We start from the raw sequence: 14,638 nt of genomic DNA, 5'->3' as shown, positions 1-14,638 counted from the left end.
CTGGTTGGTTGATGAAACGATTTAAACATCTCTTCCTGAATTCACCCTGAAAGAAGTAATAAAATAAAATTAATAATTTTTATTGATATTTATCAGTCATTAATAGCGTTTGACTCAGATCAAAATCACACAATATTTTTTTAAATTTCAGCCTGAATTCAGATAGCGCTTTTATGCTTCTTCGCTGCGTACTAATTCAGTGGAGAATAGAAATTGAATGACTTTGTTGGTGTATATAAAGCAGCGGTAATAGGTGCCTTTCTTCTAACGAGTCTTGGTGTTTCTGCGGAACCGACACTTGCCCTTGAAGACGCCATTGATATTGCCATTCGAGGCGATCCCTGGTCAGCCCAAAGCATTTATCTGCAACGGGCGCTTATTGATGAATCCGTTGCAGCAGGTGCCTTACCGGATCCACGCATTACGTTGGGCGCCGCAAACCTTCCCACCGATACCTTCGACACCGGCCAGGAGGGCATGACACAAGCCACTATTGGCCTCAGCCAGCGATTTCCTCGTGGTGACAGTCGGTCTCTCGCCCGCGATAGGAAGAAAGAGCTCGCGGAATCCCAGTCGTTTCAGCGTGAGAATCGACAGGAGTTGGTGGTTAGATCGGTAACCTACCTGTGGCTTGAGCTTTGGAAAGCGCAAGAGAGTATTCGAATAATTGACAACAATCGTGGCCTTTTTGAGCAACTGGCAGACGTTGCTGAAGCCGGGTACACCTCAACGTTGACCGGTTCACGGCAGCAGGACATCATTCGTGGGTCTCTTGAGTTAACCCGCCTTGATGATCGCTTAACGGGACTTCACTCGCAGTTGGAAACCGCTCAGGAAGAGCTGGGAGAGTGGGTAGGTGCTGACACGTTTCGTTTACGGGTAAGCGAACGTGTTCCCTCGAATCTGTTAGCCAAGGTTGTTAATACGCCGTCTTATACCAACGGCAACGCCGCGATCACGCACGCCTCAATTCGCGCAACCGACCAGTTGATTGATGCCGGGTCACTCGACATTGAGTTGGCTCGTCAGGCTTACAAGCCTGAATGGACCGTATCGGCGCAGTATGGATATCGGGACCAAACTACGGGCGGGCAAGACCGGGCGGATCTCTTTTCAGTCGGGATTGGATTTGACCTGCCTTTTTTTACCGGCAATCGCCAGGATCGCACCGTAAGCGCGGCAATCGCGCGGGTGGAAGCGGCGAAGTCTGATCGGATGCTGCAGGTTCGGCGACTAACAGCCGAAGCCCGTGCGGCGGCCGCCCGAATTAACCGGCTTGATGACCGCATCATGCTTTACCAGCAAACGCTGCTTCCGCAAATAGCGGAGCAGGCGAATGCAGCTCTCTCAGCTTACAACAACGATGATGGCGATTTTGCCGAAGCTGTCCGTGCGCGCATCGCGGAGCTCAACGCACAGGTTGATTTCATACAGATGACCGCTGAACGCGCCAAAAACGTGGCGAACTTTCGCTATCTCACCGCTGACACCTCTGACTCACCCTCGTTTTCACTGAAAAATTCCCAGGATTAACACTCATGGCAAATGTTATGCGCCCATTGGGCTTTCTGTTGTTAGGTGGCGTAGCCGGAGCGGCAGCAACCTATTGGTTTGCCCCCGACACATCAAAGGATTCGGTGGTCGAGGCCCCGAGCAGTGTCAGTAAAGAACCCGTCCATTGGGTAGCGCCCATGGATCCCAATTTCAAGAGTGACAAACCGGGTAAATCGCCCATGGGCATGGATCTGGTTCCTGTCTATGCCGAAAGCGGGTCGGGTAAAGACGCCCCAGGCACGGTTCGTATTTCACCCAGCGTGGTTAATAACCTGGGTGTGCGGACGGGCCCTGTCACCCAGGGGCGGCTGCCGAATAACATAACGACGGTGGGGTACGTTCAATACAACGAAGACGATATGGCTCATGTCCATCCTCGGGTTGAGGGTTGGATTGAGAAGCTCTACGTGAAGGCAGAGGGCGAAGCGGTCGAGAAGGGCAAGCCTCTGTATACACTTTACTCACCCACATTGGTCAACGCCCAGGATGAATTAGTCCTCGCTTTGAACCGGGGTAATGAGCGTTTGATCAATGCCTCCAAGGAGCGGCTCGCGGCCCTCAATGTGCCGGAAAGCGCGATACGACAGCTGACCAAAACCCGCGAAACACGGCGCACGTTAACAGTGTATGCGCCCACCTCAGGTGTTATCGATAACCTCAATGTTCGCGAAGGTATGTTCATCAAACCAGGGGATCGAGTCCTCTCCATTGCGGCACTGGATGAGGTGTGGGTCATTGGCGAAGTATTTGAACGTCAGTTGGCTACCGTGGCATCCAACAATCGCGTGGTGATGACGCTGGACTACCTGCCTGGGCGCCAGTGGACGGGCGAGGTGGATTATGTGTACCCGGAAGTGAATTCCAAGACCCGTACGGCTCGGGTGAGAATGCGTTTTGACAACGCCGATGGCACCTTGCTGCCGGGTATGTTTGTAGCATTAAACATTCAGGGGGCAAGGGCAGACCGGCAAATGCTGGTGCCTCGCGAATCGGTTATTCGAACGGGCCAGAGCGATCGACTGGTGCTTGCGTTGGATGGCGGGGCATTCAAATCCGTCAATGTGGATGTTGGACGGATGGGCGATCAGTACGCCGAGATTCTCGGCGGTGTCGTATCGGGCGATACGGTGGTCACATCGGCCCAGTTCCTGATTGATTCTGAATCCAGTAAGACCTCGGATTTTCAACGCATGTCGGCCATGCCGGCCAGCACGATGGATCACGGCGAGATGGACCACGAGACTATGGATCGTGAGGGAGCCAACTGATGATTACATCCATTATTCATTGGTCCATCCGAAACCGTTTTTTGGTGTTGCTGGCGAGCCTATTAATATCAGGGTTGGGCCTGTACTCACTCAGTAAAACCCCGGTCGATGCGCTTCCGGATCTGTCCGATGTGCAAGTTATCATTAAAACCAGCTTCCCTGGACAAGCACCGCAAGTAGTAGAAGACCAGGTCACCTATCCCCTGACGACCGCCATGCTGTCGGTTCCCGGTGCGGAAACCGTGCGTGGCTATTCGTTTTTTGGCGACTCTTACGTTTACGTGATTTTCGACGAAGATACCGATATGTATTGGGCGCGTTCCAGAGTTCTGGAGTATCTGTCGCAAGTGGCGCCCAACCTGCCAGATTCAGCACGGCCGCAATTAGGGCCGGACGCCACCGGTGTTGGCTGGGTTTATCTTTATGCATTGGTTGATCGCACAGGGCAAAACGACCTGAGTCAGTTGCGCAGCCTGCAGGACTGGTTTCTGAAGTACGAATTACAAACGGTGCCCGGGGTATCAGAGGTGGCTGCGCTCGGCGGCATGGTGAAGCAATATCAGGTCAAGGTCAGCCCGGAAAAGCTCCGCGCCCTGGGAATCCCCCTGTCACTTATCCAAACAGCGATTCAGCAGGGTAACCAAGAAGTCGGGGCCTCGGTCATTGAAATGGCGGAAGCCGAATACATGGTGCGTACCTCCGGCTACATTGAATCCCGGGAAGACCTGATGGTGATTCCGCTGGGTCTGGATGTAAACGGCACACCGATTCTGCTCAAAGATGTGGCCAGTGTCGAAGTGGGGCCACAGATGAGGCGCGGTATTGCCGAACTTAACGGGGAAGGTGAAACCGTTGGTGGCATCGTGGTGATGCGCTTTGGTGAAAATGCCCAGGAAACGATCAATGGCGTCAAGGCCAAGTTGGGCGAACTCCAATCGAGCTTGCCTGATGGCGTTGAAGTAGTCACGGTTTACGACCGTTCTGGCCTGATTGAGCGCGCCGTCGACAATCTCTTTTTTAAGCTGCTGGAAGAGTTTCTGGTCGTCGGCCTGGTGTGTATTGTCTTTCTGTTTCACGTCCGCTCTTCGTTGGTGGCGATTATCAGCTTACCTGTGGGCATTCTGATGGCGTTTACCGTCATGTACTGGCAAGGCATTAACGCCAACATTATGTCTCTCGGCGGCATCGCCATTGCTATCGGCGCCATGATCGATGGGGCCATCGTTATGATAGAGAACATGCACAAGCACATGGAGCGAACGCCACTCACACCCGAGAACCGATGGGAGATTGTGGCCAGGTCTGCCTCTGAAGTTGGCCCTGCGCTGTTTTTCTCGCTGTTGATCATTACGGTCAGTTTCGTACCCGTGTTTGCGCTTGAGGCGCAGGAAGGGCGAATGTTTGCGCCACTGGCGTTCACCAAAACTTACGCCATGGCGGCCAGTGCGTTCCTTGCTGTGACGTTGGTTCCGGTACTGATGGGCTACTTTATTCGGGGTAAAGTGCTGCCCGAGCATAAGAATCCCCTCAACCGGGTGTTGGTCGGCGCTTATATGCCGGTCTTGAAGCTGGTGCTCAGGTTTCCCATGTCGACGGTGCTGGCTGCCCTACTGGTATTGGCTGTTGGCCTCTGGCCTGCAACAAAAATTGGTAGCGAATTCATACCCCCGCTGGACGAAGGGGACTTGATGTACATGCCAACGACCTATCCTGGGATCTCAATCGGCAAAGCCCGCCAGTTGCTGCAGCAGACGGACAAACTGATTGCGACGGTGCCAGAAGTGAAGACCGTGTTCGGCAAAGTAGGGCGTGCGGATACGGCAACCGACCCAGCGCCTTTAACCATGATTGAAACCTTCATTCAGCTCAAACCCCGCGATCAGTGGCGCGAGGGCATGACCACAGACAAGCTCAAAGAGGAACTCAACACACTGATTCAATTTCCTGGTGTCACCAATGCCTGGGTAATGCCGATCATCACCCGCATTGACATGCTGGCAACGGGTATAAAAACACCCGTAGGCATTAAAATCGCCGGCCCCGATCTTAAAACCATCGAGGATGTTGGAAAACGGCTGGAGGAAATTCTGGCAGACGTGCCCGGCACGGCGTCGGTTTACTCAGAGCGCGTAGCAGGTGGTCGGTATATCAAGGTGGACATCAACCGTGAGCGCGCTGCCCGTTATGGTCTGAATATCGCGGACGTACAGCAAGTGATTGCCACCGCAATCGGTGGGATTAATGTCTCCAGAACCATTGAGGGCCTTGAGCGTTACCCCATTAACCTTCGTTATCCGGAAGACTACCGGGATTCTCCCGAAAAACTGGAACAGCTTCCCATCGTAACGACCACAGGCCAGCGGATTGCGCTGGCTGATGTCGCCGATATCCGGATAGAAGATGGGCCGCCGGCGATCAAAAGTGAAAACGCTCGTCTTAACGGTTGGTCCTTCGTGGATATAGAGGGTGTAGACGTCGGCACTTACGTTGAACAGGCGATGGCGGTCGTGCAGGCAGAATTAGACCTGCCGGCGGGTTACTCCATCGCCTGGTCGGGCCAATATGAATACATGCTCCGCGCTAAAGAAAAGCTGACCTACGTGGTTCCGTTGACACTGGCGATTATCATTATCCTGCTGTTTCTGAACTTCAGGAACTTTGCGGAAGTGGGCATCATCATGGGTACGCTTCCGTTCGCAATGATCGGAGCTGTTTGGCTGATGTATCTGTTGGGTTATAACTTCTCCGTCGCCGTTGGCGTTGGTTTCATTGCTTTGGCGGGCGTAGCGGTGGAGATTGGAGTCATCATGCTGGTGTACCTCAACCAGTCATATCAGGCAATGCTTGAAACCTGCGAACAGAAAGGCTTGACGCCCAGGCGGGAAACACTCCGTCATGCGGTGCTTCACGGTGCCGGTATGCGAGTACGACCGGTGATGATGACTGCGGCCGCCATCATCGGTGGTCTGGTTCCGATAATGGTCGGCACTGGAACAGGTTCTGAGGTGATGGGTCGAATTGCCGCGCCTATGGTGGGGGGTATGATCACTGCGGTCATTTTGGCGCTATTGGTGATTCCGGTCTTGTTCTATTTATGGAGGCGCAAGCCGCTCTTAAACTAGAGTTTTGGTAAAGTGCAGGGGCTCAGAGTGAGTGGGCTCTTGCATGGGCATTTTTTCCACCTAAATCGGCGCAGGTGGCCCGGATACCCCTCGTGACACAGCCGATTTCGCACGAGCGGGCGGCGTCAATGTAGGAAGCTGGTTCGCGGTGGTTGGCGCAAGACTCATTCTGACCCGAGTTGGTGGCAAATCCTCATAGCTGCTAAGTTTACAACTATTGTACTAACGACAATGTGAGCCAAACGGCAGACTATGAGGGACAGACCCATGATTACCCTGACCATAAATGGACAAGAACACGAGCTCGACGTTCCCGACAGCATGCCGCTGCTTTGGGCTATTCGGGATGTTGTCGGCATGAAGGGCACCAAGTTCGGCTGTGGTATTGCTCAGTGCGGTGCTTGCACCGTTCACCTGAACGGGGTTGCGATACGGTCTTGTGTCACACCGGTCTCTGCCGCCAAGGGCGAGATTACAACCATTGAAGCTATGGCCGACGATCCGGTTGGCCATAAAGTTCAGCAGGCCTGGCTGGATTTGGGCGTGGCGCAATGCGGTTATTGCCAGGGTGGCCAAATCATGAACGCCACGGCTCTGCTGAAGAGAACCCCGGCACCACAAACCCAGGAAATTGTCGACGCCATGGCGGGCAACCTGTGTCGGTGTGGCACCTACAATCGCATCTTGGCAGCCATTGAACGGGCTGCGAACACTCGGGATATGGGCACTCAAGATATGGACAAAGAGGGAGCCAGCTCATGAGCCGATCAGACGACACACTGTTGCTTGCCAATGTTAGCCGTCGCGGTCTTTTGAAAGGGTTAGTCGGGGGCTCTGCGCTGCTGTTGGCCGCTCGCTGGGACCTGGCGCTGGCCAATGAGCAGGCTCAGTTTGGCGCCGGTGCCATGCCCGGCGGTTGGGTTGATAACCCCAATGTGTTTATCCAAATCGATTCGGACGGCCTGGTCACCATCATTAACAATCGCGCCGAAATGGGGCAGGGTATCCGCACAAGTCTGGCTATGGTCGCTGCCGACGAGTTGGGTGCAGACTGGGAACAGGTTCGGGCGCAGCAAGCAGAAGGCGACCAGGATAAGTACGGCAATCAGAATACCGACGGTTCGCGCAGCATGCGTCACTGGTATGAGCCCATGCGCCGCGCAGCCGCCGCCGCCAGATTGATGCTTGAGCAAGCCGCCGCCAGTCAATGGGATGTACCGGTACACGAGGTTCGAACCGAAATCCACAAGGTGGTGCATTCAGCCACGGGCCGGGAACTCGGCTTTGGCGACCTTGCAGACGCCGCAAGGGGGCTGGATGTTCCTGGTCGGCATGCTCTGGTGTTGAAATCAGACAGCGAGCTGCGCTTTATTGGCAAGGAATCCGGGCTGATCAACGGTGAGCTGAAATCTGCTTACCCCAAGGCTATTGATGGTGAGGACATTGTTACGGGTAAGGCAATTTTTGGCGCCGATATCGATCTGGAGAATACGCTCTACGCGGTCATAGCCCGGCCGCCAGTCTACGGCGCCAAGGTGAAAAGCGTTGATGACAGCGAGGCGCTGAAAGTTGCCGGTGTTAAAAAGGTGATCCGTATTAAAGGCGCGAGCCAGCCCGCAGCATTCAACCCTTTGGGTGGGGTTGCTGTGGTGGCATCCAATACCTGGGCTGCCATGGAGGGTCGCAAGGCCCTGAAGATCGAGTGGGATAACGCTCCAGCCGGGAACAATGCCGATTACACCTCTGATGCTTACCGGGAATCTTTGGAAAAGGCGGCGCAATCCCCCGGCAAAGTTATTCGCCAATCCGGCGACGTTGAAGCCGCCTTGCAGAATGCCGAAAAACGTGTTTCAGCAACCTACTACATGCCCCACATGGCACAGGCGACCATGGAACCCCCGGTCGCGGTGGTAATGATCAAGAACGGTAAGGCCGAGGCCTGGGCGCCGGTTCAGCATCCAAGGGCGGCCCGGGAAGGCATCGCAGGGATGCTGGAAATGGATCTGGACAATGTAACCCTTCATCAGACGCTGCTTGGCGGCGGCTTCGGTCGCAAGTCGAAACCAGATTTTGTGATGGAGGCTGCCCTGGTTGCGAAGGAGTTCGAGGGGCAGCCTATTAAGCTGCAGTGGTCCCGCGAGGATGACATTCACCACGCTTACTTCCACGCGGTCTCCGTCGATCATCTGGACGCGGGCCTGGACGCCGAGGGTAAAGCCACCAGTTGGCGCCACCGCACCCTGTCGCCCAGCATCGCCTCGCTCTTTATGCCGGACCCCAAACACAAAGGGGAATTTGAGCTGGGCATGGGTTTTAACACCATGCCTTTCGATATTCCTGCTATCCGGCTAGAAAATCCGCCTGCACCGGCTCATGTGCGTATTGGCTGGTTCCGATCGGTGTACAATCTACCCCACGCTTGGGCGATCCAGAGCTTTGCCCATGAAATGGCCGTGGCCGCCGGCAAGGATCACCGTGATTATGTTCTGGATTTGCTTGGGCCAGCCCGGAAAATTCACAACCTGACCGTTGGCGATGGCTGGAACTACGGTGAGGATCCGGACCTGCACCCGATCGATATCGGCCGGATGCGCCGGGTAATTGAGCGCGCCACCGCAGAGGCGGGCTGGGGGCGTAAGACTGAAAAAGGGCGCGGCCTGGGCCTGGCGTTCCACAACAGCTTTGTGTCCTACACGGCTATTGTTTTTGACGTGGAAGTGGATGACAAGGGCAAGTTGACCATTCATCGGGCGGATATTGCCTTCGACTGCGGGCCCCAAGCCAATCCGGAACGAATCCGATCGCAGATGGAGGGTTCTTGCGTGATGGGCATTGGTGTTGCATTGCAAAGCGAGGTGACCTTCAAGAATGGCGTTGCCCAGCAAGATAACTTTGACAGCTATCTGGTCCCGCGAATGCCCGACGCGCCAAAAGTGGTCAGGGTGCACCTGATCGATAATCCCGACGACGCCATGGGCGGTGTGGGTGAGCCCGGTCTGCCGCCGGTTGCGCCGGCACTGTGCAACGCCATCTATGCGGCCACAGGAAAGCGCATTCGGCGCCTTCCTGTCGGCAACCAGCTGAGCTAAAGCCGATACAGAGTCAGGACTCTCGCGGGTCCTTCTAAACATTTGACGCTGGTGAGTAGACCTTTATGAACGTAGTGATCATAGGCGCAGGAATTATGGGCACCACTTTTGCCACCTTGGCAAAAGAGATGGCACCGGATTTGGATATCACCATCCTAGAGAGACTGGACAGTGCCGGGGCGGGAAATTCCTCTCCATTCTGGAACGCCGGCACGGGTCATGAAGCGAACTGCGAGCTGAACTACACGCCAGTCGATGAAGAGGTCATTTCGGTTGAAAAAGCGCTGAAGATCCACGCCCAGTTCAATGTTGCCAAGCAGTTCTGGGCTCATTTGGTCGAAAAGGGCGCCATAAAAGACCCTAAAACGTTTATCAATCAAACCAAACACTGCACCATAGTTTCCGAATCTGATATTGAAGAACTGCGATTGCGGTTCAAGGAAATGTCGGCCCATCATTTTTTTGAGCACATGCGTTACTCAGAAGACTTTGATGAAATTAAGAGCTGGATTCCATACACCATGGACGAGCGCCCACGCCATGAAAAAATGGCGGCTACCGTTATTGAGACGGGTACGGACGTTAATTTTGGTGCGTTAACGGAGCAAATGGCGGCTTACGCAGCCCAGCACCTGGGGGTGAAGTTTGAGTACGGCACCCACGTTAAGCGTGTGCACAAGAGCCCGACCGGGCGGTGGGTTATCAAGGCTGAATGCAACGGAAAACCTGTTCAGTACAAAGCAGATGCGCTTTTTGTGGGCGCCGGTGGGGGCGCATTTCCCCTCCTGAAAAAAAGCCACTTGCCGTTCCGAAACCGCTTTGTCGGTTTCCCTGTGGGCGGGCGTTTTCTTCGGGCGCCGATTAGTGAAGAGCAAGCCGGGTATTACCGGGCTAAAACCTATGGCAAGGCGAAAGTGGGCGCGCCTCCCATGTCCGTACCGCACCTGGATTTGCGGGTAGTTGACGGTAAGCATTACTTATTGTTTGGTCCTTTCGCCTCATTTAAACCGCGCCTCGAGAGAGATCGAGGGTTTTTTGATTACCTCAGGTCAATTCGCCCCCATGATATCCCTGGCTTGCTGAATGTCGCTTTAGAGCATTTCCCCTTGGTTAAATATCTGATTTCAGAGACCTTCAAAGGCAAAAAGAGCATGTTCGAGGAGTTGGACAGCTTTGCTCCGGGCTTGAGTAAAAAGTTTGACTGGAAGCCGGTTCAAGCTGGCCAGCGAGTGCAGATCATCAAAGACGGTGATCTGCAGATGGGCACAGAAATCCTTGTGTCGAAAGACAAAACTTACGGGACTTTATTGGGCGCATCGCCCGGGGCGTCGGTTTCGCCTGAGGTTATACTGCGTTGTCTGGAACAGTTGATACCGTCTGTCTTTTCTAAAGAAGGCGCTAAGGAGAAGAGGAGTGAGATTTTCCCCGAGGATGATCTGGAAACACTCATCGGCAACCCTGATCGTTACCGGCAGATTCGCGACGCAGCTAACCAACAGTTGGGGATAATTCAGCCCAAGGCGCAATAAGACCGATCAATACTGCAAAAACCGCGGAGAACAATCTATGGACAGCAAGATTAATGTAACGTCGCCTTTGGTCATCCTTCACGGCGATGAAATGGCCCAAGTTGCTTTTGAGTACATTCTCAAGAAATTCGTGACCGCGCGCCTGAATATCAAGCTTGAAGAAATCGACCTGTCTGCGGAACGCCGCCTGCTGACCAACGGTCAGGCAGTGATTGATGCCATTGACGCGTTGAAACGCCATGGTGTGGGGGTGAAAAATGCCGGCATGACCGTTAACCGCCAGCAACTGGAAGAACTGCTTCGCAAGCACCCCAATGTGGACGCTGGCAACCTTCACCCACTGGCCACTAAATCTCCGAATGGCGCCATCCGAAAGGGCATCAGCGGCAATATAACCCGTGAAGACATCCAGTTTCGCAACCTCAAGATCAGCCGTCCGGATTGGATCGGTCGCGACATTGAAGTTGACACCATGGAGTGCGGCGGCATTAAAGACAGTTTCAACCAGCTGTCCCAGTCCACGGGTGTAGTCAAGCTGATGTTTGTGGGTAGCAGCGGCAACCCGGTTGAGCTGCACCGCCGTGAGCTCCGTAAAGGCGATCCCTGGCTGCTCGCCACCAACGATGTGGAAGACGTTAAAGCCTGGGCTCACCGCTTTTTCCAGCGTGCCATTAACGAGAAGCGTGATGTTTATCTGGGCCTGAAAGACACCGTTATCCCTGGCTACGACGGCGCCATGCGAGCGGTGATTGAAGACATCTACCAAAGCGACTACCGTCAGCAAATCAAAGACCTGGGGTTGAGCTACCACTACGAGCTCATCGACGCCCAGGCAGCACGCATCGTCTCTAACCCGCCAGAGCGCGCGCTCTGGGGCGTGCCTGACAACACCACTGGGCGCAAGCTGCTCAAACTGGTCAATCAGCTGCGAGAGGTTGGTATTCCCAGCCGCAGTGCCCATGTATCTATTTCCCGCATGAGCGCCGGCGGTGGCGACCAATACGGCAGCTTCAACATGCCGGCGCAGGAAGATGGCATCCTCAAGGTGATCGTAGACGGCGAAGAGAAACACGCACGGCGCGTCGGTAACGGCGACCCCATACTGTTCATGTCCAATGATCATGAAGCCATAAAAGACTGGGTAGCACAGGTGTTTCGTGACGCTTCTCGCAAGAACAAAGAGGTCTACTTCGGCCTCAAACGCGAGTACATGGAATACGACGAAGTCTTCAGCAACGTTATCACCGAAGTGAGGCGGGAATTGGCACGGGAACACACGCCACCGCCGTCTTTCATGATCATGCGGCCCTCCAGTCAGCTCAAGAAGATGATCACCGATCCCCCGAGAAATGCGCTCTATCCGTCCCAGAATCTGGATGGCGATATCTTTTCGGACATCTCAGCTGCTCTCGGCGGTAGCCTGGCCACTGCCAGCTCCATCATCGAGAGCAAGGCCGGCACCATGCTTTTTGAGGCGCCCCACGGCACGGCTCATGATCTTTATCTGAAATATTTAGAGAGCGACGGCCGCGACGCCCACTTCAACCCTTCCGCGCTGATTTTCGCACTCGCTAACGCTCTGGAATACTTGGGCGAGCGCGAGGGCAACGCGCCCCTGGCCGAATACGCGGTGAACCTCAAAGCCGCCCTGACCGACACCGTCGACAGGGGCATTGTAACTGCGGATCTCAAAGGCAAGACCGTCGACCCAGATTCAGAGCAGGTGGTGGATATGACAGGTTTCCTGAACGCTGTAGAAGGCGCGCTCAAGTAGATTTCAGCCGCGAAGCAGCAACGCGACACATACGAAAGGTGAATACGAATGGACATCAATACGTATAGAGAACTGATCGACTGGTCAAGTGATCTACATGCACACTTGGCGAGCTGCCTTTCCCATTGTGCGCCACGGAATGAGGATGAACGAGCTCGAGCGCTTCTGAACTACCTGGCCGGTCATGAGTCCGAAATTGAGCGTATTGTAAACGAGTTTGAATACCAGGCAGATAACAATGTTTTGGAAACAAGGGTTTATGACTATCTTTCAAATCACCCCATTAAAACCCACCGAACCTGTGACCAGCCCTATGCAACGCTTGATTTCAACGGTATCTGCCTTGAAGTGTTCGATTTTCACGATCAAATAATTGATCTTTACCAAACACTGGCCGAGAAAGCGGAGATTCCTAAAATAAGAGAGCTAATGGAGTCACTATTGACGATGGAGAAAAACGAATCGAAGCGTCTTGCTAGTCAGGTAAGCCGCATGGAAGATCTATGACTGAGTCGTTCAACCACGCTGGAGCCTAGTGTCCCGTCTGACTAGTTCGTAAGCCTAATGCTTGGCACTGGGGAATCTGGCAACCCTTGCCAGTCGGGCGGGGGAATTAGTCGTTTTTTTGAGCGTGCTGTGAATGCAATTCTACTGCGCAGCTTCGAATGGCTGACATGTTAGGCAAGGCCGAAGAGCACCGCGGAAAACGCCGCTAGCACCAGCTGATTTGGGCTAGCGGCGAGTAGCGCCAAGCTTGCAGACGACATCATCAGCATCAATGCGTGTGTGGTGGTTTCGTCGGCGGGTTCTGATGGGCCATCAGGCATGCTTTTTCTGAAGGAAGTACCTTAAAACACTTACCGTCAGTAAACATCATCTTGATAACTTGCCTCGGTTCTAAACTCATCTACGACTAGGTACAATCACGTTAAGATTGAGCTAAACACCTGGCCCACTTCGACTGGCCTTGGTGTAGGCTTGATGCTTAAGACACCGGATTCGAGGCAAAAGCACCATGAGCATACCGCCAGCATCGACCCCCGAGTTCAATACAGACCCCAGATCTCTGAGGCAGACACTCAGAGCGTATTGCAAGCCACGCCTGGCACGCAGTATTGCGGAGATCCTGATCACCGCACTTCCTTTTGTGTTGATCTGGGCTCTGATGTGGTTGGCGGTCAGTGCCGGATACTGGCCCGTGGCCCTGGTACTGGCCGTCCCTGCGGCGGGATTCCTGGTACGCCTGTTCATGATCCAGCATGACTGCAGTCATAGGGCATTTTTCCGTTCGCGGCGTACCAATGACTGGACCGGCCGTATCATCGGTGTGCTTACCCTCACGCCTCACGATTTCTGGCGCCACTCCCACAACCTCCACCATGCCAACTCCGGCAATCTGGATCGGCCGCAAATTGGCGGGCTCGACACCTTCACAGTGCGCGAGTTCCAGGCTTTGCCGCGGTGGCAGCAATGGCGCTATCGCCTCTACCGCCACCCTCTGGTGCTATTTGGTTTCGGCCCCATGTACACGTTCCTGCTGGACTACCGGCTGCCTTTCGGATTCATGCGTGCTGGCAAAATGCCTTGGATCAGTACCCTGGGGACCAATGTGGCCATCGCGGCACTGGCAACTTCCGTAATCTGGTTTGTCGGGGTGGGCCCCTTCTTACTGGTACAAATCCCGATCACGCTGCTTGCCACCACCATGGGAGTTTGGCTGTTCTACGTTCAGCATCAGTTCGAGGCCACCTACTGGGAACAAAATGAACACTGGAACGCCCATGACTCTGCGCTGCAGGGCAGCTCCTACTATGTACTGCCGGGCATCCTGCGTTGGTTCAGCGCCAACATCGGTGTGCACCATGTTCACCATCTGGCCAGCCGAATTCCTTGCTACCGCCTGCCCGAGGTATTGAAGGACTATCCCGAACTTCAAACATTCAACCGGGTGACGTTGCGCGAAAGCATTGAGTTAGTGCGCCTGGCACTCTGGGACGAAGACAAACGGCGGCTGGTTTCCTTTAGGGAGGCTGGGGGCTAATCGGGACAGATTTTTCTGTCACCCGCCCAATAAAGCGCCACCCCAGATCGCAAGCACCACTATGGTAATCACGACGGCAGCAGACACCTCATGACGCTCAAAAATAGCTTGGGCGCGATTGCCTGCAATGAGGACCAGCAGCCTCAGGTCATAGTATCTCAATGCCCGGGACAAGGCAGACGCGTGCATAAGATGTGGACAATCTGATGCCTGTGCTGTCGACATATCTGGGTCATACATGCATTCGTGACACCTATTGGT

At 54.4% G+C, this 14,638-nt stretch carries 10 protein-coding genes; 9 read left to right on the top strand and 1 reads right to left on the bottom strand.

The window, feature by feature from the left end; genetic code table 11:
• Positions 1–213 precede the first annotated feature (213 nt).
• From ATI45_RS04535 to ATI45_RS04500, 8 genes are all read left to right on the top strand, one after another.
• Positions 214–1,533, top strand: coding sequence for a TolC family protein (locus ATI45_RS04535; protein ID WP_098418451.1), 1,320 nt, complete (start codon positions 214–216; stop codon positions 1,531–1,533).
• Between the two features lie 5 nt (positions 1,534–1,538).
• On the top strand, positions 1,539–2,822 hold the full coding sequence (locus ATI45_RS04530; protein ID WP_098418450.1) for an efflux RND transporter periplasmic adaptor subunit: 1,284 nt from the start codon (positions 1,539–1,541) through the stop codon (positions 2,820–2,822).
• A complete protein-coding gene (locus tag ATI45_RS04525; RefSeq protein WP_098418449.1) occupies positions 2,822–5,944 on the top strand; it encodes an efflux RND transporter permease subunit in 3,123 nt (1,040 codons plus the stop codon). Before ATI45_RS04530 ends, ATI45_RS04525 begins: the two co-directional genes overlap by 1 nt.
• Positions 5,945–6,211: 267 nt before the next feature.
• Positions 6,212–6,706 carry a (2Fe-2S)-binding protein gene (locus tag ATI45_RS04520; protein WP_098418448.1) on the top strand — a complete coding sequence of 165 codons (495 nt, stop codon included), beginning with the start codon at positions 6,212–6,214 and terminating at the stop codon, positions 6,704–6,706.
• Positions 6,703–9,033 carry a xanthine dehydrogenase family protein molybdopterin-binding subunit gene (locus tag ATI45_RS04515; RefSeq protein WP_098418447.1) on the top strand — a complete coding sequence of 777 codons (2,331 nt, stop codon included), beginning with the start codon at positions 6,703–6,705 and terminating at the stop codon, positions 9,031–9,033. The genes ATI45_RS04520 and ATI45_RS04515 overlap by 4 nt, the downstream gene beginning before the upstream one ends.
• A 65-nt stretch (positions 9,034–9,098) precedes the next feature.
• Positions 9,099–10,562, top strand: coding sequence for a malate:quinone oxidoreductase (locus ATI45_RS04510; protein ID WP_098418446.1), 1,464 nt, complete (start codon positions 9,099–9,101; stop codon positions 10,560–10,562).
• 37 nt (positions 10,563–10,599) lie between these two features.
• The gene (locus ATI45_RS04505) at positions 10,600–12,336 is read left to right on the top strand and encodes an isocitrate/isopropylmalate family dehydrogenase (RefSeq protein WP_098418445.1); all 1,737 of its coding nucleotides are present in this window, start codon (positions 10,600–10,602) and stop codon (positions 12,334–12,336) included.
• 48 nt (positions 12,337–12,384) lie between these two features.
• A complete protein-coding gene (locus ATI45_RS04500) occupies positions 12,385–12,843 on the top strand; it encodes an ATPase (RefSeq protein ID WP_098418444.1) in 459 nt (152 codons plus the stop codon).
• A gap of 170 nt (positions 12,844–13,013) precedes the next feature.
• Here ATI45_RS04500 and ATI45_RS22170 read toward each other — a convergent pair whose 3' ends face one another.
• On the bottom strand, positions 13,014–13,163 hold the full coding sequence (locus ATI45_RS22170) for a hypothetical protein (protein WP_179887988.1): 150 nt from the start codon (positions 13,161–13,163) through the stop codon (positions 13,014–13,016).
• A gap of 188 nt (positions 13,164–13,351) precedes the next feature.
• Between ATI45_RS22170 and ATI45_RS04495 the strand changes: the two genes are divergently transcribed.
• Entirely contained in the window at positions 13,352–14,377 is a 1,026-nt protein-coding gene (locus ATI45_RS04495) for a fatty acid desaturase (protein WP_179888209.1), read from the top strand.
• The last annotated feature ends 261 nt before the right edge of the window (positions 14,378–14,638 follow it).

Source organism: Marinobacter sp. LV10MA510-1, assembly GCF_002563885.1.
Taxonomy (GTDB): domain Bacteria; phylum Pseudomonadota; class Gammaproteobacteria; order Pseudomonadales; family Oleiphilaceae; genus Marinobacter.
The sequence above is the reverse complement of the archived record's forward strand: the minus strand, read 5'-3'. Positions and strand labels throughout refer to the sequence as shown.

Bases quoted from the DNA above. Each gene is read 5' to 3' on its own strand.
- ATI45_RS04530 (WP_098418450.1), top strand. From the start codon at position 1,539: ATGGCAAATGTTATGCGCCCATTGGGCTTTCTGTTGTTAGGTGGCGTA.
- ATI45_RS04525 (WP_098418449.1), top strand. From the start codon at position 2,822: ATGATTACATCCATTATTCATTGGTCCATCCGAAACCGTTTTTTGGTG.
- ATI45_RS04520 (WP_098418448.1), top strand. From the start codon at position 6,212: ATGATTACCCTGACCATAAATGGACAAGAACACGAGCTCGACGTTCCC.
- ATI45_RS04515 (WP_098418447.1), top strand. From the start codon at position 6,703: ATGAGCCGATCAGACGACACACTGTTGCTTGCCAATGTTAGCCGTCGC.
- ATI45_RS04510 (WP_098418446.1), top strand. From the start codon at position 9,099: ATGAACGTAGTGATCATAGGCGCAGGAATTATGGGCACCACTTTTGCC.
- ATI45_RS04505 (WP_098418445.1), top strand. From the start codon at position 10,600: ATGGACAGCAAGATTAATGTAACGTCGCCTTTGGTCATCCTTCACGGC.
- ATI45_RS04500 (WP_098418444.1), top strand. From the start codon at position 12,385: ATGGACATCAATACGTATAGAGAACTGATCGACTGGTCAAGTGATCTA.
- ATI45_RS22170 (WP_179887988.1), bottom strand. From the start codon at position 13,163: ATGCCTGATGGCCCATCAGAACCCGCCGACGAAACCACCACACACGCA.
- ATI45_RS04495 (WP_179888209.1), top strand. From the start codon at position 13,352: ATGAGCATACCGCCAGCATCGACCCCCGAGTTCAATACAGACCCCAGA.